Annotated in this window: 17 protein-coding genes; 11 read left to right on the forward strand and 6 right to left on the reverse strand. The window is 66.7% G+C overall.

Going from position 1 to position 23,450, the window contains the following annotated elements; all coding sequences use genetic code 11:
* Positions 1-32: 32 nt before the first annotated feature.
* On the forward strand, positions 33-695 hold the full coding sequence (locus AAFF32_RS13160) for a hypothetical protein (RefSeq protein ID WP_342315433.1): 663 nt from the start codon (positions 33-35) through the stop codon (positions 693-695).
* 128 nt (positions 696-823) lie between these two features.
* On the opposite strand, the gene AAFF32_RS13165 is transcribed toward AAFF32_RS13160, so the two are convergent.
* Entirely contained in the window at positions 824-1,315 is a 492-nt protein-coding gene (locus tag AAFF32_RS13165; protein ID WP_342315434.1) for a hypothetical protein, read from the reverse strand.
* Here AAFF32_RS13165 and AAFF32_RS13170 point away from each other — a divergent pair.
* From AAFF32_RS13170 to AAFF32_RS13180, 3 genes are read left to right on the forward strand one after another with little or no spacing between them, the layout of a single operon-like run.
* Positions 1,281-1,775, forward strand: coding sequence for a hypothetical protein (locus tag AAFF32_RS13170; protein ID WP_342315435.1), 495 nt, complete (start codon positions 1,281-1,283; stop codon positions 1,773-1,775). The genes AAFF32_RS13165 and AAFF32_RS13170 overlap by 35 nt on opposite strands.
* A gap of 21 nt (positions 1,776-1,796) precedes the next feature.
* Positions 1,797-2,234, forward strand: coding sequence for a universal stress protein (locus AAFF32_RS13175; RefSeq protein ID WP_342315436.1), 438 nt, complete (start codon positions 1,797-1,799; stop codon positions 2,232-2,234).
* Positions 2,235-2,257: 23 nt separating this feature from the next.
* The gene (locus tag AAFF32_RS13180; RefSeq protein ID WP_342315437.1) at positions 2,258-3,625 is read left to right on the forward strand and encodes an MBL fold metallo-hydrolase; all 1,368 of its coding nucleotides are present in this window, start codon (positions 2,258-2,260) and stop codon (positions 3,623-3,625) included.
* A 59-nt stretch (positions 3,626-3,684) separates the two neighbouring features.
* Here the strand turns inward: AAFF32_RS13180 and AAFF32_RS13185 are convergent, their stop codons facing one another.
* Positions 3,685-4,578 (reverse strand): HAD-IC family P-type ATPase, encoded by an 894-nt coding sequence (locus AAFF32_RS13185; protein ID WP_342315438.1) that lies wholly within the window; start codon positions 4,576-4,578, stop codon positions 3,685-3,687.
* Here AAFF32_RS13185 and AAFF32_RS13190 point away from each other — a divergent pair.
* Positions 4,577-5,611 carry an aldo/keto reductase gene (locus AAFF32_RS13190; protein ID WP_216966249.1) on the forward strand — a complete coding sequence of 345 codons (1,035 nt, stop codon included), beginning with the start codon at positions 4,577-4,579 and terminating at the stop codon, positions 5,609-5,611. The genes AAFF32_RS13185 and AAFF32_RS13190 overlap by 2 nt on opposite strands.
* 86 nt (positions 5,612-5,697) lie before the next feature.
* On the opposite strand, the gene AAFF32_RS13195 is transcribed toward AAFF32_RS13190, so the two are convergent.
* Positions 5,698-6,627: a LysR substrate-binding domain-containing protein gene (locus AAFF32_RS13195; protein WP_342315439.1), complete on the reverse strand. Its 930-nt coding sequence runs from the start codon at positions 6,625-6,627 to the stop codon at positions 5,698-5,700.
* Between the two features lie 115 nt (positions 6,628-6,742).
* On the opposite strand from AAFF32_RS13195, the gene AAFF32_RS13200 reads away from it, so the two are divergent.
* A complete protein-coding gene (locus AAFF32_RS13200; protein WP_216966253.1) occupies positions 6,743-7,510 on the forward strand; it encodes a 3-oxoacyl-ACP reductase family protein in 768 nt (255 codons plus the stop codon).
* A 19-nt stretch (positions 7,511-7,529) separates the two neighbouring features.
* Complete coding sequence (locus AAFF32_RS13205) at positions 7,530-8,132, forward strand: NAD(P)-binding domain-containing protein (protein ID WP_216966255.1); 603 nt, start codon at positions 7,530-7,532, stop codon at positions 8,130-8,132.
* A 78-nt stretch (positions 8,133-8,210) separates the two neighbouring features.
* On the opposite strand, the gene AAFF32_RS13210 is transcribed toward AAFF32_RS13205, so the two are convergent.
* Positions 8,211-11,054, reverse strand: coding sequence for a winged helix-turn-helix domain-containing protein (locus tag AAFF32_RS13210; RefSeq protein WP_342315440.1), 2,844 nt, complete (start codon positions 11,052-11,054; stop codon positions 8,211-8,213).
* A 558-nt stretch (positions 11,055-11,612) separates the two neighbouring features.
* Between AAFF32_RS13210 and AAFF32_RS13215 the strand changes: the two genes are divergently transcribed.
* The 3 genes from AAFF32_RS13215 (at position 11,613) to AAFF32_RS13225 (ending at position 16,890) form a co-directional block, all read left to right on the forward strand.
* Positions 11,613-12,371: an alpha/beta hydrolase gene (locus AAFF32_RS13215; RefSeq protein WP_216966262.1), complete on the forward strand. Its 759-nt coding sequence runs from the start codon at positions 11,613-11,615 to the stop codon at positions 12,369-12,371.
* A 23-nt stretch (positions 12,372-12,394) separates the two neighbouring features.
* A complete protein-coding gene (locus AAFF32_RS13220; protein ID WP_342315441.1) occupies positions 12,395-14,101 on the forward strand; it encodes an alpha/beta fold hydrolase in 1,707 nt (568 codons plus the stop codon).
* Between the two features lie 389 nt (positions 14,102-14,490).
* Complete coding sequence (locus tag AAFF32_RS13225; protein WP_342315442.1) at positions 14,491-16,890, forward strand: catalase; 2,400 nt, start codon at positions 14,491-14,493, stop codon at positions 16,888-16,890.
* A 12-nt stretch (positions 16,891-16,902) separates the two neighbouring features.
* On the opposite strand, the gene AAFF32_RS13230 is transcribed toward AAFF32_RS13225, so the two are convergent.
* Entirely contained in the window at positions 16,903-18,120 is a 1,218-nt protein-coding gene (locus tag AAFF32_RS13230; RefSeq protein ID WP_216966265.1) for a benzoate/H(+) symporter BenE family transporter, read from the reverse strand.
* Between the two features lie 185 nt (positions 18,121-18,305).
* Positions 18,306-21,149, reverse strand: a complete 2,844-nt coding sequence (locus AAFF32_RS13235; RefSeq protein ID WP_342315443.1) for a winged helix-turn-helix domain-containing protein — start codon at positions 21,147-21,149, stop codon at positions 18,306-18,308.
* 179 nt (positions 21,150-21,328) lie between these two features.
* Here AAFF32_RS13235 and AAFF32_RS13240 point away from each other — a divergent pair, with 179 nt between their 5' ends.
* Positions 21,329-23,320 (forward strand): ferritin-like domain-containing protein, encoded by a 1,992-nt coding sequence (locus AAFF32_RS13240; RefSeq protein WP_342315444.1) that lies wholly within the window; start codon positions 21,329-21,331, stop codon positions 23,318-23,320.
* Positions 23,321-23,450: the final 130 nt, after the last annotated feature.

A 23,450-nucleotide genomic window follows, 5' to 3' on the forward strand; every position in this document is an offset into this window, starting at 1 on the left:
GCCATGGCTAGCATTGATGATCGGCTTTCGCGATGGGTTTTCACGGACTGGCTTTCGCCTCGGGCATGACTCGGGTCGCGGAGCTGGCGCCCATGCTCGCGAAAGAGCGCGTTGTCCTGGCCCACCTCGGCGGTGGTAGCAGCCTCTGCGCGATCCGCGGCGGCGTAAGCATCAACACCACCATGGGTATGACGCCGCTGGACGGATTGGCAATGACGACGCGACCGGGGTCGCTCGATCCCGGCGTCGTGGTGCACCTGCAGCGCACCGTGGGCATGTCGGACGAGGAGATCGATCACTTGCTGTGGCGCGACAGCGGCCTGCGCGGCATGTCGGGTGAATCCGGCGACATGCCACGCCTGCTGGCGTCCGGCACGCCGTCGGCACGACGCGCGGTCGCCGTCTACGTCACGCTCGCCGCCCAGGGCATCGCCGCCATGGCCGCCTGCGTCGGGGGCATCGACGTACTGGGGTTCTCCGGCGGCATCGGCCAGAACTCGGGCATCGTACGTGCGCGCATCTGCGAGCAACTTGCCTGGATGGGCATCCGGCTCGACCCCCTCGCCAATTCAGCAAACCGGATGGATGCAACCGCCGGCGACGCACCGGTCCGCACACTCATCCTGCCCATCGACGAAGAGCACGAGATGGCGCGCGAGACCATGCAATGGCTGTCACAACGGCCGACCCGTTGATCTACTTCTGCTTGATCTTGGCCCCCTCTTCCGTCCACTTCGCCCTCGAACGCGCGCCGCTTGCCGGCGATGCACTGCCGTTAGCCCTCCGGATCGACCCAGGCCTGCACGCCCTGCGAGGCGGCGCGTTAGCGCTTACCGGTCAGATCGAAGTACTCAATGTGGTGCCGCAGCCAGATGTCGGGTCTCAGCATCTCCAGCCGGTGCAATGTCGTCCGGAAGTCGTCCTCGATTCCGGTGGGCTCAGCCGGCTCATCCCGTTTGAGGGCCTTGTTCGCGAGGGTGATGAACAGCTTGTTGTCGCTGGCGAGCTGCTCCCTGGTCGGCGCACCGCGCGGCATCTCCTGCGCGCTGGCCTTCGACAGGTTCGCGATCAGCACGAGCAGAAGCCGGGTATGCATGCCCATCGCAATCGTCCGGAACAGGCGGCGCGATTTCGTACTCATGCGCATTAAGCCCTGGTGATGGACCTCCTCGAGTTGCGCTGTGCCAAGCGCGCCCTCGATGTTGACCGTGGTCAACATCTCCGGCCATGGGCGACGCATTCTGAGTGCGTCGTAGCCATCGGCCGTTCGGGAGGCCACCATGTCGAACAGGACGCTCGTCGCGTACTTCTCCATGACCGGAAACACCCAGAAGCTCGCACAGGAAGTTCGAGTCGCATTCGGTGAAGGCGTCGACCTGGAGGAAATCCGCGAGCCGCATCCCCGGCACGGAGCCACCGGAATGGTGCGCTCGCTTTTCGATGCCATGACGAGACGACGGCCGCCTATCGCTCCGGCCACTCGTGACCCCGCCAACTACGATCTGGTGGTCCTGGGTGGCCCCGTCTGGGCCGGGCGGATGGCGCCGCCCGTGCGCACCTATGCTCGCCGCTACGGCGCGAAGGCACGGCAGCTCGCGTTCTTCTGCACCGAGGACAGCACCGGCGCCGACCAGGCCTTCGCCGATCTGGCCAAGCTCTGCCAGCACGCGCCCAAGGCCACGATGATCGTGGACAGCGAACACCTCGAACCGGATTCGCATCGCGCCTACCTGGCCCACTTCGTGGCGGCTGCGAAGCGCGCCGCCGCACACTGAAGGACAAACCGGGAGGCACGCATGCGCATCGCGCTGGCTGTAGATGGAAGCAGGTCGTCGAGCGCAGCGGCTCGCCATGTGCTGTCGCTGCAACGTTCACTGGCAACCAGGGAGCCGGTCGTCCTGATCTATGTGGACGAGCCGCTCCTGCAAGCGGTCGCGTTGAAACTCGGCGTGGCCGGCACGCAGCGCTACCACGATGAGAATGCCACATACGCCCTGCGTAGCGTTCGTGCCGCATTCAAACGTGCGGGTATCGCGTTTCGCGAACGCCTGCTCATGGGAGAAGCCGCACCGAAGATCCTCGACGCGGTCAGGAAAGAGCGGTGCGACCTTCTGGTCATGGGATCGCACGGCCGAGGCGCCATCAAAAGTCTCTTTCTCGGTTCGGTGACGATGAAGGTCATCGCGCAGTCGAAGGTGCCGGTGACCGTGGTCCGTGGGCGTGCGACCGACTGATCCTCCGGCAAATGCCACTCGCCATGTCGATATTCCAGCTGACATTCCTCGGCGCGAATGCGACGGTCACAGGATCCCGCCATCTCGTCGAAACGTCCCGGAGTCGGGTCCTCATCGATTGTGGATTGTTCCAGGGATACAAGCCGCTAAGGCTGCGCAACTGGGCGCCATTCCCGGTCGCGCCCGATTCGATCGATGCATTGGTGCTCACCCACGCCCACCTGGACCACAGTGGCTACCTTCCACGGTTGGTGCGTGAAGGTTTCCGTGGCCCGATCTGGTGCACGTCGGCGACACGCAGCCTATGTCGGATCCTGCTCGCGGACTCGGCGCGGTTGCTCGGCGAAGAGGCCGAGTACGCAAATCGAAAGGGCACCAGCAAGCATCATCCGGCCGAACCGCTCTATTCCGAGGCCGACGCATTGGCCGCGCTGAAGCGGTTCCGCGAGGTTGGCTATGACGAGTACTTCGAGCCTGTTCCCGGTGTCCGCGCGCGACTTCGCTCCCAGGGACATATCCTGGGAGCCGCCGCGGTCACGGTCGAGAGTGAGGATCGGCGCGTCGTCTTCAGCGGCGACATAGGTCGCTTTGGCGATCCGCTCATGCATCCACCGTCATCGCCCGACGAGGCCGACTGGATCGTGGTTGAATCCACCTATGGCAATCGCCATCACCCCGCCGTCGATGCCGCCAGCGAACTCGCCCATGCGTTGCGACCCGTCCTCCAGCGCGGTGGCGTCGCGCTTGTTCCGGCGTTCGCGGTCGGGCGCGCGCAACTCCTGCTTCATCTGATCGTCCAACTACAGCTGGAGCGCAAGCTTCCGACCACGCCCATCTACCTCAACAGCCCAATGGCAACCAACGTCACCGCGCTCTACAGTGGACATCCGCGCGAGCACAGGTTGACCGCCGCGCAGCTTGACGCCTTGGCGCACAACACACGCATCATCAACAGCGTGGAGGAGTCCAAGGCACTGAATCTCCGCAAGGGGCCCATGATCATCGTGTCCGCCAGTGGGATGCTGACGGGTGGCCGCGTGCTGCACCATCTCGTGGCGTTCGCTTCAGATCCGCGAAACGCTATCCTGCTCAGCGGTTTCCAGGCCGGCGGGACCAGGGGTGCACGCCTCGCCGCAGGCGAGAGAACGGTTCGGATCTTCGGACAGGACGTGCCGGTGAATGCCGAAGTGATTCAGCTCGAATCGGCGTCCGCCCATGCCGACGCAGACGAGTTGATCCAATGGTTGCGCTCCGCTCCACGGCGTCCGGAATCGGTCTTCATTACCCACGGAGAACCGGATGCAGCCGAGGCGCTGCGCCTTCGCGTAGAGCGTGACTTGCACTGGAGGGCCCACGTTCCGGAGTACCGCGATACGATCGACCTGACGTAGTCGCGAGTCTCCGTGTGGGGCCCTGGACGGGCTCGACATGCCACTTGAAGAAGTGCGGGCTAAGCTTGCCGAAGCAGTGATGCAATCAATGCCGACGTAATCGCTGCAGCCATCGATGTGGCGATCACGCCCACTCCGCCGACGCTGAGCGAGAGCGTCGATGCAATTGCCGGCGTGCTGACTGCGACGGCAGTCGTCAGCAGCGTTGTCGCGACGGCGACCCGAGACGCTCGCGTTCGCAAGCCGGTCAGGCCAGCCGTGACTCCGGCGCTGACAGCAAGAAGCGCCGACAACGAGAACGTCCTGGCTTGAGCGGCATCCTGCGTTCCATGCAGTGATGCCAAGTACGCGCCGGCAACGATGATGGTGAGCAGAAGGCCACCGATACCGATCGTAACAGCCTGTGAGGAGCTGAAGAACCGCGCCGCTTGCGTCGCCTGAAGCGGCTGGCTGGAATGACGCGGCAGCTCCTGGAACACCAGAAGCAGTGTGGGGTGGATCACAAGCTCGAGCCACACGATGTGAATCGGAAGCAGGACCAGTGGGAAGCCGAGCAGAGGCACCAGCGCCGCGGTGAGGACGAGCGGAATATGCACTAGCAAGAGGTATGCGAAGGCCGTCTGGAGATTTCGGAACAGCTGGCGCCCCTCGGCAATGGCGCGCACAAGCGAACGCAGATCGTCGTCCAGAAGGACAATGGACGCGGCTTCGCGGGCACTGCGGGTTCCCCTTTGACCCATCGCAATTCCGACGTCGGCCGCGGAAAGTGCCGGCGCGTCGTTCACCCCGTCGCCGGTGACTGCAACAATCTCCCCAGCGCCCCTCAAGGCCTGCACAAGTGCAAGCTTCTGCGTTGGCAGGCAGCGGGCAACCACGTCGACCGACCTCAGCCGAGGGTCTTCACGCAACGCGCTTCTCGCATCGGCACCCTTGAGGCGCGTGTGATCCGTCATGCGTTACCGCATCTTCGGCAACACCGGCCTTCGCGTCTCCACGCTTGCGCTGGGCACCGGCAACTTCGGCAAGGGCTGGGGTTACGGCGCCGAGCAGGACGAGGCCCAGCGCATCTACACGACGTACCGCGAGGCCGGCGGCAATTTCATCGACACCGCCGATCAGTACCAGTTCGGCCAGTCGGAGACGATGCTCGGCGAGTTCATTGCGCGCGACCGCGACGACATCGTGCTCGCCACCAAGTTCTCGCTGGGCGATGCGCCCGATGCGGGCCTGCAGCGCAGCGGCAACAGCCGCAAGGCGATGCTGCGTTCGGTCGAAGCCAGCCTCAAGCGTCTGAACACCGATCGCGTCGACCTGCTCTGGGTCCACATGCCCGACGGCGTCACGCCGATCGACGAGATCGCGCGCGCACTCGACGACCTCGTGCGCAGCGGCAAGATTCTCTATGCGGGGCTGTCCGACTTTCCGGCGTGGCGCGTCGCGACCGCTGCGACCCTGGCGGAAGTTCGAGGTTGGTCACCGGTGGCCGCGGTGCAACTGGAGTACAGCCTGGTCGAACGCTCCGCCGAGCGCGAGCTGTTGCCGATGGCCGCCGGCTTCAACCTCGGCACGGTGGCCTGGTCGCCGCTGGGCGGTGGCCTGCTGACGGGCAAATACCGTCGCGGCGAAACGGGTCGCGCGCAAGGCCTCGGTGTGGTCATCCACGGCGAGAGCGACGCGCGAAAGACGGCGACCGTCGATGCCGTGCTGGCCATCGCCGACGAGATCGGCGTGTCGCCCGGCCAGGTGGCGATCGCCTGGGTGCTGGCGAAGGGCGTGCTGCCGATCATCGGACCGCGCACGCACGAACAGCTCAATGACAACCTGTCATCGATCAATGTGACGTTGACCGACGATCAGGTCCAGCGCCTGGACGCGGCGAGCGCCATCACGCTCGGATTCCCGCACGACGTCGTCGCGGAGACTGCTCCAGCGCTGGCGGGCGGCAAGCTGGAACTGATCGACTGGCCGCGTCGCGCCATACGCTAGTGTTGGACCGGCCGCGCAGGTCTACCGGATCTGCGCGGTTCCGCCATCGACATTGCGGACCTGCGTGGCGTCGCTGGGACGCACGCCTAGCCGATGCTGCCGGCAAAGCGCTCGGCAAGATTCCGCGCCTTGAACGATTCGACGACGTGATCGACGAAGACGCGCGTCTTGGCCGGCATCAACGTACGACTTGCGTAGTACAGCGAGATCGGGCCGGCATCGGCGTACCACTTGGGGACCAGGCGGACGAGTTCGCCCCGCTCCATGAAAGGCAACGCGTCCGGGACGGCGATGAGTGCCACACCGAGGCCGAGCACCGCGGCGCGCGTCATCGCGGCCGGATCATTCAGCACCAAGTGATGGCGAAGCTGCGCATGCTGCGTGTGGCCGGCGGCGTCGCGCAATGTCCATTCACGGACGCGGCCGGTACGCGCCGAACGCATCACGATGCCGTCCATCTCGGACAGATCCTGAGGCGTGGTCGGCTTGCGGCGCCCTTTCACGTATGCCGGCGAGGCCACCGCGATGATGTGCGCCGGTGCGAGCGTGCGCGAGACGACGCCCGGCGACAGTTCGAAGCCGCCGCCGATGGCCGCGTCGAAACCTTCTGCGACCAGATCGACCTGGCGATTGTCGAACTGCCAGTCGATGCGCACGTGCGGATAGCGCTGCATGAACTCCGGCAGCAGCGGCAGCAGGTACTCCATTCCAAACGCCAGCGCCACACTGACCTTCAGCACGCCGGCCGGATCGCCATCGTCCTTGGCCACGCCGGAGATCGCGGACTGCAGTCCATCCAGATGGTCGCGAATCCCGAGCAGGAGCCGCTCGCCGGATTCGGTCAGCGTGAGCTTGCGCGTGCTTCGATGGAACAGTCGCGTGCCGAGGTTCTTCTCCAGAAGCGCCACGTTGCGGCTGATCGCAGCCGGCGTCAGCCCGAGTTGCCGCGCCGCCGCAGAGAAGCCGCCGAGTTCCGCGCTGCGGACGAAGGATTCCAGGTTGGCCAGGGTTTCCACGGTCGCCCCGCTTCAAGTAGTGCTTGAAACTGATTCTAGGCATTACCGGCTACCGGGTGGGAAGTGGCGGGCGCATCGTTCGCTCCACGCACTCCCCTCCTCCCGGATTACCGCCATGAATACCCAAACCACCCCGTCCGCCCTCCCCCTCTCCGGCAAGGTCGCGCTCGTCACCGGCGGCTCGCGCTCCATCGGCGCGGCCGTCGCCAAGCGCCTGGCCGCCGATGGCGCCAAGGTCGCCTTCACGTACTTCGGTTCGCCGCAGCAGGCCGAAGAAACGGCGCGCGCGATCCAGGCGCTCGGCGGTACGGCGCTGCCGGTGCTCGCCGATGCGGGCAACCCGGATGCCGTCCGTGCGGCCGTCGCGCAGGTCGTGGAGACCTTCGGCGCGCTCGACATCCTGGTCAACAACGCCGGCATTGCCCTCGGCGGCGGCCCGGTCGACCAGATCGGCTTCGACGATTACCAGCGCATGGTGGCGGTCAACGTCACGGGCGTATTCGTCGCAACGCAGGAAGCCGTGCGCCACATGCGCGAGGGCGGCCGCATCGTCCACATCGGCAGTTCGATGACGCGTTACGCCTCCTTCGCCGGCGCCTCGCTGTACACGCTGACGAAGGGCGCGGTGGCCGGTTTCAACCGCAGCCTGGCGCGCGACCTCGGCCCGCGCGGCATCACGGTGAACACCGTGCACCCGGGGCCGACCGATACCGACATGAACCCGGCCGACGGCGAAGTCGCCAAGCTCGTGAGCCCCGGCATGGCGATCGGCCGTTACGGCCAGCCGGCCGAAGTGGCGAATGTCGTCGCGTTCCTCGCCAGCCCGGGCGCGTCGCTGGTCACCGGCGCCGATGTGCTCGCCGATGGCGGCTTCACGTCCTGATCGCCCGGATGACACGCTCATGAAAAGCATCGGCATCATCGGCGCGGGCCAGATCGGCGCGGCATTCGCACGCGCCCTCACCCGCCAGAACATCCCCGCCATCATCGCCAACAGCCGCGGTCCCGATTCGCTGGCACCGCTGGTCAAGGCCCTGGGGCCTTCGATCCGCGCGGCAACGCGTGAAGAGGCCGCCGCACAGGACATCGTGCTGGTCGCAGTGAAGTGGTCGCAGTTGCCCGAGGCATTGGCGAACCTGCCTGACTGGAACGGTCGCATCGTCATCGATGCGAACAACCCGATCGAGGCACCGCTGTTCCGTCCGGTCGATCTGGCCGGTCGCGCATCGAGCGAGGTGTTCGCCGATCGGGTTCCCGGCGCGCGCGTGGTGAAGGCCTTCAATCACCTGCAGCCGCAGATCGTGTCAGGCGATCCCAAAGTGGGCGCCGGCCGACGCGTGCTGTTCTACTCCGGCGACGACGCGAGTGCGAAGTCGGAGGTCGGCGGCCTCATCGAGCAGCTCGGCTTCTTCGGCATCGACCTGGGCTCGTTGGCGATCGGCGGTCGCCTCGTGCAATTCCCCGGTGGCCCATTGCCGGCGTTGAACCTCGTCAAGTTCGACTGACGCAATCCCGCACTGCCGTAGCGACCGGATGATTCCGGTCGCTGTCGGCGTCGCGCAATCCCACGCAAAAGTGAAGCGCTAGACGGCATCCAGCATCCGCCGCGCTTGCTGCAGCGGGCGCGCTTGGAGTCCTTCGGTGAATCGTGAGTAGACCTCTTGCAGCACGGCTTTGGCTTCGGTGGCCCTGCGCTGCGACATCTCCAGCCGGGCCAGGGCCAGTGCGATGCCGATCTCCCAGCCAAGCGCCTGCGACTGCCTGGCGATCCGCATCGCCTCCGCGAAGTGTTCCCGCACGCTGGCTGCGCTGAACCGTGGCAGGTCCATCATGATCTCGCCTTTCGCGCGCAGCAGGTCCGGCAGGCCGTAGCCGCCCGCGCTGGTGTCGGCCAGGACAATCGCTTCTTCCACGAAGACCAGCGCCTCGTCCGGCTTGCCGTTCATGCGGAGCACCTCCGCCATCGCCTGCAGCCCGAGCAGTCGTGCAGCGATGATCCGCACGCCTGGCAGGCAACGGCGCAACTGCGCCTCGGCCTGCGCGAAGTGCTCCCTGTGCTGCAGCAGCAGGCCGTTCAACATCTCGATGGTGCACGGTCGCGAACCCATCCGGTACTCCGGTGACAGGTCGCCCAACTCTTCCAGCAGGGCCTCGGCCATCTGCTCGCGGTTGTTCCACAGCAATATGGGGAAGAACAGCGTGGCACACGGGAACAACGAATCGGGGTAGCCGCGCGATTCTTCGATGGTGTTGATGGACAGCTGCAACGCCTGCTCCGGCAGTCCCATGGACAGCTTCGTGCGCGCCATGCCGAGGCTCGCGTTGAGCCTGGCTTTGATGTAGAAGTACTGCAGCCTCCTCAGGCTGGCATGGGCGAGCATCCGGCGTGCGGTCGCGAACTGCGCTTCGGCCGTGGAATGCTCGCCGATGAAGTGATGCGATGCGCCGATCATCCAGCTGGCGATGACGGCTTCCGATGCCTTGCCCGTGCTCGATGCCAGACCCGCATACTGTTGCGCGACGCGCATCGATTCCTGGAATCTGCCCAGACCCAGCATCGTCAGATGCAGTCCCGCGTACAGGTGAAACGTCGCCCGGTGATCGGCCAGCGACTGGCTGATCTCCAGGCCGCGCTGCAGGACGAACACCATGTCGTCCCCATACAGGCCCATCGAGGCGTACGCGATCGCCATCGCCTCGCGCAGCACCAGCTCGGTGTGGGTGGATTGCAGTTCCACGGGCATGCGGGCCAAGGCGCGCACGCAGCAGCGCATGCATTCGTCGAACGATCGATGCTGCAGGAACGAAGGCGCCGCCAGCGCACTCAACTCCACTGCCAGCACGGCGTCGTGCGCGTTGGAGAACGCCCAGTCCAGTGCGACGCGCACGTTGCCAAGTTCGTCCTCGCGCACGTCCGGCGGCGCGCCCGGGTCGGGCGTCGATGCCGCGTCGCGGCTTCTGAGATAGTCGGCGTAGTACAGGGCGTGCCGATGCGCAGTGTCGTGGCCGTCGAGGGCCGCCAGCTTCTCGGCGGCGTACGCGCGGGTCGTTTCGAGCAACCTCAACCGCATCCGGCCATCCATCGAACGCGCACAGATCAGCGACTTGTCCGCCAGGTCGGCGATGGCGGTCGCGGCCTGCACGGTGTCGAGCCGGTCGTCGCTGATCACATCGACAGCCGATTCGAGCGCGAAGCCGCCGGAGAACACGGAAAGTCGGCACAGCGCCAGGCGATGTCCCTCTGGAAGCAGGTCGTAGGTCCAGTCGAGCAGCGCCTCCACGGTCCGATGCCGGGGCGTGGCGTCCCGTCGTCCCTGCCAATGCAGGCCCGCCTGTGTCGCCAACAATTCGGAGACGCCTTGTACGCCGTACGTCCCGACCCGGCTGGCCACCAGCTCGATTGCCAGCGGATTGCCATCCAGCCGCCGGCAGATGGCCGCGAGCATCGACGCACTCTCGTCGCTCAGGACGTCGAGCGCGCCGCATTCCTCCGCCCGGTTGACGAACAACTGCACGGAGGGCCACGCCACGGCCTGTTCGGCCGTGAGCTTTCCGGTGTTCGGAGGCGAGGCAAGGGAAGGCAGCAGGTAGACGAGTTCTTCCAGCACGCGCAGCGCTTCCCGGCTGGTGCACAGGATCGACACCTGGCGCGTCGTGTCGAGGATCTGCCTGCACAGCAGGGCCGCGTCGGCGATCACGTGTTCACAATTGTCGAGCACCACCAGCGTGGAATGCGCGTCCAGGAATTCCGCCAGCCCCGTCGGCGTCACGCTGCCGGATGGACGATAACCGGCCGCGGACGACAGTGCGTCGAGCACCTGATCGCCGCGCGTCACCAGGCTCAGATCGGCGAAGTGGACCGGATTGCCCACGCGGCTGAGTGAACGCGCCGCCTGGACGGCCACCGTGGTCTTGCCCATTCCGGCTGCGCCGACGATGGTCACCAGGCGGCGCTGCGAGAGCAGCGCGGTCAGTTCTGCGACGCTCTCTTCCCGACCGATGATCCGTTCCCACGCTACGGCGGCATTGGCCAGGGGGCGGCCCTCGCCCGATTCCACTCGCGCAGTGGCGCTCGGCGCGAGTCGTCGCGAGGGAACCGGTTGCGGTACCCGCTCACGCCTCACCCGGGCAGCGAAGCAGTAGCCACGGCCAGCCACGCTCACGATGAATCGAACGCCGTCTTCTCCGCATCCCAGCGCCTTGCGAAGATGCGCGACCTGCACGCGGACGTTGGATTCCTCCACGACCAAGCCCGGCCACGCGCATGCCATCAGTTCCCTTCGAGTGAGGACTTTGCCCTCGCCTTCCACGAGCGCCGCCAGGATGTCGAAGGCACGACTGCCTATGGACACCTCGTGTCCTTCCTTTCGCAACGTGCGTGCCATCACGTCGAGACTGAAGGAATCGAAGCGGAAGACCTCGTTCATGCGCAGTCTCCAGGCGCCGTCGTATATCGCCCGAGTCAATGGCTTGGCGATGTGACCTCGCGACCATCATTAGCGCATGCATGCAATGCATGGAAAGTACGGGGGTGCTCAAGCAGCGCCAGGTAGTAAGCCGTGGTAAATCATTGCATTACGACTTGAATCTAATGCGAAACATCAGCGCGCAGGCGATGGCGACTACGCCGCGCTGCGCCCGCGAGGTCGACGCGCTGATGAGCTGTGCCTCACGAATCTTTGCGTGAGCCATCCGCCGTCGCTCTTCTCACTCCGGGAAGTTCGCGACGCGGCAAGCAAGCAACGCGGCGACGCCCTTCATGAGTGCTCGGCATTCACCAGAATTCACCAGCGTTAATCCATCGGTTCGACGATCCGGTGATAGCGTTTGTGACATCCGGCGGCAGGCGATTGCGCACTGACATCGCACTCGCGCGATCCCGAGCCGCCCCGCGCCGGAAGCGGTTGCGCTGATGCGCAGGTGGGGCCATCGCACTACGTCGATCCACCGCGACGCAGCCCCGCTCCACTCACTGGAGAACAGCCATGCACGTCCTTCCCCTTGGCGCGCTCGCCATCACCGCGCTGGCGATGCTCGCTTCACCCCATGACGCCACGGCCGAGATCAGGAACATCGTCATCGTGCATGGCGCGTTCGCGGACAGTTCCGGCTGGCGCGCAGCCACCGAGATCCTGGAGAAGGACGGATACAAGGTTTCCCTCGTCCAGAACCCCATCACGTCCCTCCAGGACGATGTCGATGCGACCCATCGCGTGCTCGACATGCAGGACGGTCCCAGCATCCTGGTGGGCCACAGTTACGGTGGCGTCGTGATCACCGAAGCGGGAAACCACCCGAACGTGGCTGCGCTTGTTTACGTGGCGGCGTACCAGCCAGCCAAAGGCGAGAGCCTGATCACGCTGGTCACGCAGACGCCGGGGCCGAGCCGGGAAATTCGTTCCACGAAGGACGACAAGTTCCTCTACCTGGATCCCGCCGCCTTCGGACGGGACTTTGCTGCGGATGTACCTGCAGCGGATTCGGCATTCATGGCCAAGTCCCAGGTGCTGGCGTCGAAAGCGGCCTTCTCCACGCCGGTGGGCGATCCGGCATGGCAGAACCGCAAGAGCTGGGCCATCGTGGCCACGAACGACCGCACGATCAGTCCTGATCTTGAGCGACGCTTGGCCAAACGCGCCGGCAGTACCGTCGTCGAGATCCCGGCCAGCCATGCCGTCTTCCTGTCGCAGCCGGCGAAGGTCGCGCAGGTGATCGCGACGGCGGCACGCGAATCCGGTCGCTGACACGGTCGGCCGGGAGATGCCGCATGACTGGCGTCGGCCGGAGACCTTTCATCGCTGAAAGGCTCGCGCGCGCAGGAGGCATCGGTGTCCTCGCGCTCGCGCTGTTCTTCGAAAGCGCACACGGTGCGAAGGCCGGACCGGGCGGAGCATCCCCGGACACTGCGACGCCAACGCAGGCGCTCGACATGGCGAGCGACCATGCCCAGCGAGCGCCACGCGCCTCGACAAGGCAAGCGTCGATCCTGTGGCTGGAGTGTTCGCGTCTGGCCTATGCGGCGTTGCAGGCGGACAGCGATGTCGCGCGCTCCTTGACGCTGGCCAACACCTGCACCGACGCGTGGCTGGTCGCCGCGTTGCAGGATCAGCGCGCCTGGCGAGCGGGCCGGGAACGGATTCACGGCCGAACGGTACAGGTCGAGTTCCGGGGTCTATCGGCTTACCTGGACAAGTCCGTCCGCGTCGTCCGGGCTGCAGACGTGTCCATGCGCATCTACGGAGGCACGCGCTACACGCGCGCGGGCCTGGGCATTCCCGTCGTGGTCGTGAGCCCGCGCTGCCGTGATCGCCCGATGTGCAAGCTGCTGCCGTTCTCGGGCGTATTCCGGCCGGCCACCGCATGGATCGAACCGGATGCGCAGGCCGACGCGCGGCTCGTCATCGCCGATCCGTTGCACGCCACCACGGCCACGATCGGAAGCACGCAGGTGCCGCTGGCCGAAGACACATCGGCGGCGTACGCGCATGTCATGGGGTCCTCTCCGATCGGGCGCCTGGGACTGTTCGGCCTCATCGGTGGCGGCGAAGTCGCGCGCCGCGCCGGCGTGTACCTGATGGAAGACTACGACCCCGACAAGCGCCCGCTGATCATGGTGCACGGCCTGGGCAGCAGCCCCTTGTCCTGGAGCGGCATGGCCAACGCGATCTGGGGCGATGCGGAGCTACGTCGACACTTTCAGATCTGGTACCTGGTCTACTCGACGGACGATCCCTTGTTCGTCGCGCGCCGCCGCATCTCCGGCTATCTCGACGCCGCATGGGCCATCGTCGACCCGGACGGGAACGATCCGGCACGACACGGCGCGGTCCTGATCGGACACAGCATGGGCGGCGTGCTGTCGCGGCTGCTTTCGGTGGAAACCGGCGACACGCTCTGGTCGACGGCGTTCTCGGTGAGGCCAGAGGCCATGCCCAGCGACGCGGGCGATGTCGCCGCGGTCGCGAGCCTGCTCGTGTTCTCGCCCTATCCCGGTGTTTCCCGCGCGATCTTCCTGGCCGCGCCTCATCACGGCAGTCCATTGGCGGACCGGTGGTACGCCCGGCTCGTCAAAGGCCTGGCGGGAGAGCCGCCGCCCGAGATCCAGGCAATCAGGCGCATCGCGCGCGAACATCCGGAGGTCGTCAGGATCGAACTGCACTCCAGCTACCAGCAAGGCAGGATCACCAGCATCTCGACGTTGCAGGCGGCGCAGCCAGTGCGGCGCGCCAGCGAGCGCCTGTTGCCGGTGGCCGGCATTGCGTACCACACCATCGCCGGCCGCTTGCCGATGCGCATGCCGGAAGGCGACGGCGTGGTGCCACTGGCCAGCGCAATGCTTCCCGGCGCGTCATCCACGCTGGTCGTGGAGTCCGGGCACGACATCTACGCCCATCCGGAGGCGATCGCGGAAGTCGTCCGCATCCTGCGCGAAGACCTCGCTGGAACAGCGAGCACTTCGGCGCAGCTCCCCTGAGCACGCGGCCAGGGCCACTGTCTGCCTTCGCCGCATCCGACGGGGCGGTCCCGCGGTGTGCGGATGGTCCGATCGCCGATGGCAGGCGATATCGACGTAGCCGGCAACCCACCACACCAGGTAGAGCGCATAGACAACCTGCAACTGCCACGATGGAAGCGCCATCACGGTGCCCTGTTCACGAGCGGCGACGCAAGCAGAACGCGGCGGCGATCAACGCAGCGCCTTCGCGTTGCGCGCGCCGCGTGACGCCATCTTCGCCTACATGAACGACGCGTCCCATGAAACGACATCACGTGCACTAGCCGCACCTCACGCTGGGAAATAGCCAGCGATCCGCTTTGTGCACTCCCTGGCCCGTGCCCGCCCCACACGCCACGAGGACCGCCATGGCCAGCCGAAAGAAGCCCGCCGCCAGCAAGACCACCGGACGCAAGACCGGCGCGAAGAAGGCCGGCAGTCGTTCCGTGCGGCGTAACGCCGACCGCCATGCCGACGGCGCCATGGCGAGACAGGAGCAGGAGGTGCAAGCCACGGCGGCGGCGTTCCCGCACAACGCCACCAAGCCCGCCGAGTATGGCCGCGACAACGCGCTCGACCCGCCCGAAGGCGAGCACGTCGCGACGTCGCCACTCGTAGGCGCCAGCACGCTGAGCGAGTCGCAGCCTTCGGCGAAAGCCGGTCACCCGCCCACCGCCGGAGCCAGTCCCTCGACCGGCCCACTCGAACGCGTCCGCGTCGACGGCGGTGGACAGCGACTGACCACCAACCAGGGCGTGCCCATTGCGCAGAACCAGGACTCGCTGAAGGCCGGACTCCGCGGTCCTGCGCTGCTCAAGGATTTCATCCTGCGCGAGAAGATCACGCACTTCGATCACGAGCGCATCCCGGAACGCATCGTCCACGCACGCGGTTCCGGTGCGCATGGCTACTTCGAGTGCTACCGATCCTTGCGCAGGCTCACCCGGGCCGCGCCCTTCCAGGACGATGGCAAGGTCACGCCGGTGTTCGTGCGTTTCTCCACCGTGCAGGGGGCACGCGGATCGAAGGACACCGCGCGTGACGTGCGCGGCTTCGCGGTGAAGTTCTACACCGACGAAGGCAACTGGGACCTGGTGGGCAACAACATCCCGATCTTCTTCATACAGGATGCGATGAAGTTCCCGGACCTGGTGCACGCCGTCAAACCCGAGCCGCACCACGGCATGCCGCAGGCAGCCTCGGCGCACGACACGTTCTGGGATTTCGTGTCGCTGATGCCCGAATCGACCCACATGCTGATGTGGGTGATGTCCGACCGCGGCATCCCTCGCAGCTTCCGCATGATGCAGGGTTTCGGCGTGCATACCTTCCGCTTCGTCAACGAGGCGGGCGAATCACGGCTGGTGAAGTTCCACTGGACGCCGCGCCTGGGCACGCATTCGCTGGCGTGGGACGAAGCGGTCAAGATTTCCGGCGCGGATCCCGACTACCACCGGCGCGACCTGTGGGAAGCGATCGAGGCCGGCGAGTTTCCCGAATGGGAACTCGGTGTCCAGGTGTTCACCGAAGAGCAGGCCAACAAGTTCAGTTTCGACGTGCTCGACGCGACCAAGATCGTGCCGGAGGAACTGGTGCCGGTGGAGCCGATCGGTCGCCTGGTGCTGAACCGCAATCCGGACAACTTCTTTGCGGAGACCGAACAGGTGGCGTTTTGCACCGCGCATGTGGTGCCGGGCATCGATTTCACCAACGATCCGTTGCTCGCCGGACGCATCCATTCTTACGTCGATACGCAGCTGTCGCGTCTGGGCGGCCCGAACTTCCACGAGATTCCGATCAACGCGCCCATCGCGCCGGTGCACAACAACCAGCGCGACGGCTTGCATCGTCAGGCCATCCATCGCGGACGCGTGGCCTACGAGCCCAACAGCCTGGGCGGCGGTTGCCCGTTCCAGGCCGGTGCGGCGGGATTCGTCGCGTTTCCCGAGCCGATACGTGCCGATGAACTGCGCGGCCGCCCGGAAAAGTTCGCCGAGCATTTCAACCAGGCCACGCTGTTCTACGAAAGCCAGAGCGACACGGAGAAGGCACACATCGCCGCGGCCTTCCGGTTCGAGCTCAGCAAGGTCACGGTGCCCGCCATCCGCGAGCGCATGCTGTCGCAGCTCATGAACGTGTCGGTCGAATTGGCGAGCGAGGTGGCCGACGGTCTCGGCATCGGCGACGTGGAAGCCGCACCCCGCGCCATCGGACGGGTGCCTCGTCCTGAAGTGCGCCAGTCGTCCGCGCTGTCGCTGCTGTCGCACCCGGGCGATGGAAGCATCCGCACACGCAAGGTCGCGCTGATGGTTCGCGATGGTGTGGACGGCGCCGCGCTGTCCGCAGTGCGCGATGCGTTGATGGAAGCGGGCGCGGTGCCGCGCCTGGTCGGTCAGCGCGTCGGTCCGTTCACCACGCGCGAAGGCAAGCAGTTGCAAGCGCACGCATCGCTGGAGAATGAGCCCGGGCCGCTGTTCGACGCACTCGTCCTTCCCGACGGTGCCGAGGCCGTGAAGGCGCTGGCGCTGGATGGACGCGCGGCGGAGTTCATCAAGGAGCAGTACCGCCATTGCAAGCCGATCCTGGCACTGGGCGCTTCCAGCGCGCTGCTGGAAGGCGCCGGCGCCTCGGCCGTACTGCCCGACGGCAGCGACGACCCGGGCATCGTGCAGGCCGATGACGCCGACGACGAAAGCATCGCCGCCTTCATCGACGCGCTGTCGCAGCATCGGCTTTGGGTACGCGAGTCCGACCCGCCCATGGTGTGAGGCGTCGAAGCGCTACTTCTTGCCTGCGTTGTTGGCAGCATTGCGCCTGGTCAAAGCAAACAACGTAACGACGCCCGCCACGACGCCCCAGAAGGCCGAGCCGACGCCCCATAGCGACAGGCCCGATGCCGTGACCAGGAACGTCACCAGCGCAGCCTCGCGTTCGGATTCCTCGCGCAGTGCCGCGGCCAGGCTGCTGCCGAGCGTGCCCAGCAACGCAATGCCGGCGATGGCCACGATCAGTTCCTTGGGAAACGCCGCGAACAACGCCACCACCGTGGCACCGAACAGGCCGACCACGATGTAGAACGCCCCCGCGGCCACGGCCGCCGTGTAGCGACGTGCGGGATCTTCATGCGCCTCTTCGCCCATGCAGATGGCGGCGGTGATCGCCGCCAGGTTGAGCGCAAACCCGCCAAACGGCGCCAGCAACAGGTTCGCCACGCCCGTCCAGCCGATGACGGGCGAGATCGGAATCGGGTATCCCGCCGCACGGATCACCGCGACACCGGGCACATTCTGCGAGGCCATCGTCACGATGAAGAGCGGGAGCGCAATGCCTGCGATCGCCGCGATCGACAGCGTCGGCACGACGAACACAGGTCGCGCGACTTCCAGCGAAAGTCCCTGCACGTTCAACAGGCCCGCCGCACCCGCCACGCCTATGCCGACCAGCAGCGTCGCGATCACGGCATAGCGTGGCGCGTACCTGCGCATCAGCAGGTAGGTCACCAGCATCGCCAGCACCATGCCCGCCTGCGAGCGCAGGGCGGCGAACGTGTCCAGCCCGAACCGAAGCAGGACGCCGGCGAGCATGCCGGACGCCAGCGACACCGGGATCCTGCTGATCATGCGTTCGAAGAAGCCGGAAAAGCCGGCCGCCATGATCATCAAGGCAGACAGGACGAACGCACCGACTGCGTCGGACAACGGCAGCCCCGCGGCGCTGCCGATCAGCATCGCGGCACCGGGCGTGGACCAGGCGGTCACCACCGGCATCCGATAGCGAAGCGACAAGCCGATGCACGTCAGCCCCATTCCCAGGCCCAGCGCCCAGATCCACGAACTGATCTGGGCCGGCGTCGCGCCCAACGACTGCGCCGCCTGGAACACGATCACCGCGGAACTCGCGAACCCCACCAGCACCGTGACGAAGCCGGCCGCGATCGCCGACAGCGAAAGATCGCGCAGCAGGTGTCGCGAGGTGGACCCGGTGGTGGTGGTGTTCATCGTCGCCCTTCGCGTTCGTTGTGATCCGATGTCGGGCACGGCAACTGTCCTTCGTGGCGGCTGCCTGCCGGTCGAAGTCTCGAACGTTACAGGGCGTCCCGCGCACGTTCCAGAGCGCTCACAGGTGCGCCCGGCGAATCCAGCGGTCGCCGCCAAGACGTGCGACGCCACGGTACGCAAGGCCGTTATGACCTTTCGTACGCCCCACCGCCCAGCGCGCCCTGCTCGCGTGCGCAATCCTTCGCCCGGGCCAGCAGCATCGCCACGCGCGAGGGCTTCGTGCCCGGCAGGATCTGCAGCACTTCCGCCTTCGTCCTGAGCAACTGGGCGATGCTGAAACGCCCGCCCGTGGTTTCCGCCAGTGCGATCGCTTCGTCTATCGCCGCCAGCGCCCCTGCCCCGTCCTCCTGCTGCCGCAACGCTTCGGCCATCGCCTGGAGTGCCTCGGTCCTGATGACGGTCAGCTTCGGCGGCGGCAGCATGTCCAGGCATTGCCCCAGGTGCCAGGCCGCTTCTTCGGCGTGGCCTCGGTGAAGCATGACGCGCCCGGTGAGGAAGTGCGCCATCTGCACGCGCGTTCCCATCTTGTACTCGTTGGCGACGTCCGCCAGGTCCTGGATCAGGCGCTCGGCCTCATCGTCCAGCTTGTTGTGCAACAGGATCGAGAAGCACAGGACGACGCTGATGTAGAGCGAGTCCGGATGGCGCCGCGAATCTTCGATCACGCGCCGTGCCACATCCAGGGCCTGCAACGGGAATCCGCGCAGCCATTTGACGCGTGCCGTGCTGGCGACGGCGATGACCTGCTCCTTCATCTCGAAGTACCGCAGCGGGCGCATCCCTTGCTGGACGAGCAGCTGCGCACTCGAGGCGAAGTTCGCATCGGCCGCGATCTGATCGCCGGAATAATGCCGGGACGAACCGGCCATCCAGCCGGCGATGATGGTTTCGCACGGGCCGCCCCGGGTGGCGGCCAGCGCCGCGTAACGCACGGCGACGTCGAGCGAATCGGGGAAGCGGCCGTTCGCCATCATCGCCAGGTGCAGACCCGCCAGCAGATGGAACGTGGCCCCTGCGTCGTCCAGCGACGCGCTGACTGCCAGCCCGCGTTCGACGACCGACGTCATCTCGCCTTCGTAGTCGCCCATCGTGTAGCGGGCGATGGCGAGGGACTCCAGCAGGGTCAGTTCGACGCGGCTCGATCGCAGCGGCTCCGGCAGCAGGGCCAGGGCGCGCGCGCAGCAACGCTTGCACTCGTCGAGCAGCGACTGTTCCAACAGCCAGGGCGTGGCGAGGCTGCTGATCTGCGCGCCCAAGGTCAGGTCATGGTGCGCGGCGAAGCACCATTCCATCGCGAGGCGCACGTTGCCCAGGTCCGACGCTTGCGGCGCTTCCGCCGCGTTTCCGGCCGCGCCGCGCTGCAGGCGCCCCGCGTAGTGAACCGCGTGCCGACGCGCCACCTCGTCCCTGACGCGGGTGTCGGCCAATCGCTCCGCGGCGTACGCGCGCGTCGTCTCCAACAGCCGGATCCATGTGCCGCCCTCGCCTGCGCTTACGCTGACGAGCGATTTGTCGATCAGGTCGCCGATCGCCTCGCTCGCCTGGTGGGCGCGGATGACTTCGTCGGACACGACATCGATCGCCGCCTCCATCGAGAACGCCCCCGAGAACACCGACAAGCGATACAGCACCTGGCGGTCGCGTTCCGGGAGCAGGTCGTGCGACCAGTCGATCATCGCTTCCACTGTCTGATGCCGCGGGACGGCGTTGCGACGGCCCTGCCAGTGCAAGGCCAACTGGTTGGCGAGCAGATCCGACACGCCGTGAATGCCGTACGTGCCAACGCGACTGGCGACCAGGCCTATCGCCAGCGGATTGCCGTCGAGGCGGCGGCAGATCGCGGCGACGGTCGCGGCATCGCGATTGTCGAGCGCATACGGTGCGCCGCCCTCGCGAGCACGGTCCATGAAGAGCCGGACCGCCGGCCACGCAAGCGCCTGCCCTGCCGTCAATCGTCCCGTGTGCGGAGGAAAGGCCAGCGGACGCAGCAAATACACATGCTCGCCATCGACCCGCAGGGCTTCCCGGCTGGTGTTGAGGAAGGACACCCGTTGCGATTGCGCGAGAACCTGCGTGACCAGCCGCGCCACGGCGTCGATCAGATGCTCGCAGTTGTCCAGCACGATCAGCGTCGGGCGTGTGGAAAGCACCTCCACCAGTCCGGCGAGCAGGACGGGGCCGGTCGGGTGGTATCCGACGCACGCCGCGACCGCTTCCAGGACCATGTCCTCGCGCATCACCGTGCTCAGGTCGACGAAGAACACCGCATCGTCGAACGCATCCACCGCGTGCGCGACCAGCACCGCCAGGGTCGTCTTGCCCGCGCCGCCGGCGCCGACCACCGTGACCAGGCGGTGATCGAGCACGCGCTGCGAGAGTTCGGCGACGCATTCATCGCGGCCCAGTGCGCGTTGCAGCGGCGCGGGGAGGTTCGGTCGCGCTCGGTCGGCATGGAACGAAGGCCAGGCGTCGTTCGCCGCATACGGGCCGGGCGACGACGTCCCAACGCCTGCCGCATGCGCCTGCGCCACGAAGCAGTAGCCGCGCCCGGCGACACTGCCGATGTAGCGCACGCCATCGCGCCCGCAGCCCAACGCCTTGCGCAGGTTGGCCACCTGCACGCGCACGTTCGAACTCTCCACGACCATCCCGGGCCAGGCGACCGCCATCAGTTCGCGATGGGTCAGTACCGTGCCGCGGGCCGCGACCAGCGCGACGAGGATGTCGAACGCGCGGCTCCCCAGCACGACGTCCGCGCCGTCGCGTTGCAGCACGCGATTGTCCGGGCACAGGCGGAACGGCCCGAAATCGGTTGTCTCGCTCATACCGGACCTCCCGCAACGGCACACGGCAATCGAGGAGACGGGTGACGATCGCCGGCGGGGGGCGTTCCACTCGTCAGCGCGGATCACCGCAGTCTGCCACCGGCTCGTGGCACCAGGTAAAGAACCCGTGAAGGCATGGCGCACCGTCGATGCCGCAGCACGGCGGCGCGCGGCGACATCGCGCCTTCACGGGCTTTGACTGCATTTGATTCTTGCGGTGGCCGTCTTCCGGCCTAGACTTTCGAAGAATCGTTCCACGTGCTTGTAGCATCGTGCCCGATTGATCGCCCAGGCCGTCAGGCCGCGCAACGGAGGATGGGATCTTGGACGCTCGGATCGCCGTACCGCAGTCCCGTGAACAGCTGTGGGCCCTGCTCGCCGAAGCCGCGGAGATCGAACACCACCTGATGTGCTGCTACCTGTATGCGGCCTTCAGCCTGAAGGAGCGCACCGACGAAGACCTGTCGGAGGCCGAGCTGCAGGCCGTCCAGCGCTGGCGGCAGGAGATCCTCTCCGTTTCGGTCGAGGAGATGGGGCACCTCGCCATCGTGTGCAACATCCTCTCCGCGCTCGGCGCGCCGGCGCACCTGGTGCACCAGAACTTTCCGATCCCGCCCGGCTACCACCCGTCCGGCGTCGTGGTGAAGCTGGCCCCGTTCAACCGCCAGACGCTCACGCACTTCATCTACCTGGAGCGGCCCGACGATGCCGACGTGCAGGACGGTGAAGGCTTCGAACCGCCGCAGCGTTATTCGCGCGCGCTCGGCATGGACCGCCTGATGACGGTGTGCACCGATTACGACACCGTCGGTGAGCTGTACCACTCCATCTCGGCGGGCCTGGCGCACCTGAGCCAGTCGATGGGCGAACGGGTGCTGTTTGTCGGCAATCCGGAACACCAGCTCGACAGCGACGTGGCGCGGTTGCCGGGCCTGAAGACCGTGCGTTGCCTGCGCACCGCGCTGGAGGCGATCGACGCGATCGTCCGCCAGGGCGAAGGCGCGGACTCGTGCAGCGAAGACTCGCATTACCAGCGGTTCCTGCGCATCGGCCGCGAGTACGACGCGCTCGTGCAGGCGCGGCCGGCGTTCCGCCCCGCGCGGATGAGCGCGCACAACCCGGTGATGCGCCCGCCGCCGACGCCGGAAGGCCGGCTGTGGATCAGCGAGGAACCCGCGGCCGCGCTGCTGGACCTGGGCAACGCGCTGTACAACCACTGCCTGCGCTGCGTGTCGCTGGCCTACGGCGACGTAGGCCGCCCGTCGCAGATCGCGCTGGTGGCCGCGGGCATCGACCTGATGCACCTGCTCACGCCCGTCGCGACACTGCTGGGCACGCTGCCCGCCAACCCTGCCCTGCCGCAGGCCACTGCGGGACTGAGCTTCGCCACCATCCGGTCCTCCGCCGCGCTGATGGGCGAAGCCGGCAGCGTGGACGTGATGGTCGAGCGGTTGCACGAGATGAGCGGTCGTTGCGAGCGGATCATGCAGAAGCATCCCGAACTCGTGTCGCTGCTGGACGTCACGCGTGCCGGCACGGAACGCCTCGCGCGGCGCCTGGCCGCGCAGGCCGAACAGTGCCGCCGCGAGGAAGCGGCGATGCGCGCCACGCCCACGAATGTCGCCGCGCCGGAGCACGCGGTGGCGGCCAACGAAGCGCCGCAGCCGCAGCGCCTGCCCGATGGCGTGGAAATCATTGCCGGTGCGCAGGTCGACATCGTCTACAACGGGGCGCGATGCATCCACGCGCGCCATTGTGTGCTCGGACTGCCGCGCGTGTTCCGCGCCAATACGCCGGGCGCCTGGATCCATCCCGATGCGGCGACGACGGAGGACTTGGTGACGGTCGCGCACATGTGCCCGTCCGGCGCCATCGGCTACCGTCGCCACGACGGCGGCGCGGAGGAAGCGCCGCCGCCGGTGAACCTGATCCAGCTGCGCGAGAACGGCCCACTGGGTGTGCGCGCTCAGATCGTGCTCGACGGCGAGCCCATCGGCATGCGCGCCGTGCTGTGCCGTTGCGGGGCCTCCAAGCACAAGCCCTTCTGCGATGGCAGCCACAACGACATGCAGTTCCGCGCATCGGGTGAACCCGACAGCATCGAATCGGCCGCCCTGCCCGCGCGCAACGGGCCGTTGAACATCGACCCGGAAACGGACGGCCCGCTCATCATCCACGGGAACGTCGAAATCTGCTGTGGCACGGGGCGGACGATCAGGCGCATGACGTCGGCGCGCCTGTGCCGCTGCGGCGGGTCGTCGAACAAGCCGTTCTGCGACAACACGCATCGTCGCAATGGCTTTCGTAGTGGGTGAGATGCGCAGGTCATTGTTGGGCGCCCTTACCGTCATCCCGGCGAAGGCCGGGATCCAGGCCGGCAGCGTGCGGGCACTCACACCAGGGTGAACTCCCTCCCCGTCATTCCCGCGAAAGCGGGAATCCAGG

This window comes from Lysobacter sp. FW306-1B-D06B, from assembly GCF_038446665.1.
Lineage (GTDB): Bacteria > Pseudomonadota > Gammaproteobacteria > Xanthomonadales > Xanthomonadaceae > Lysobacter_J.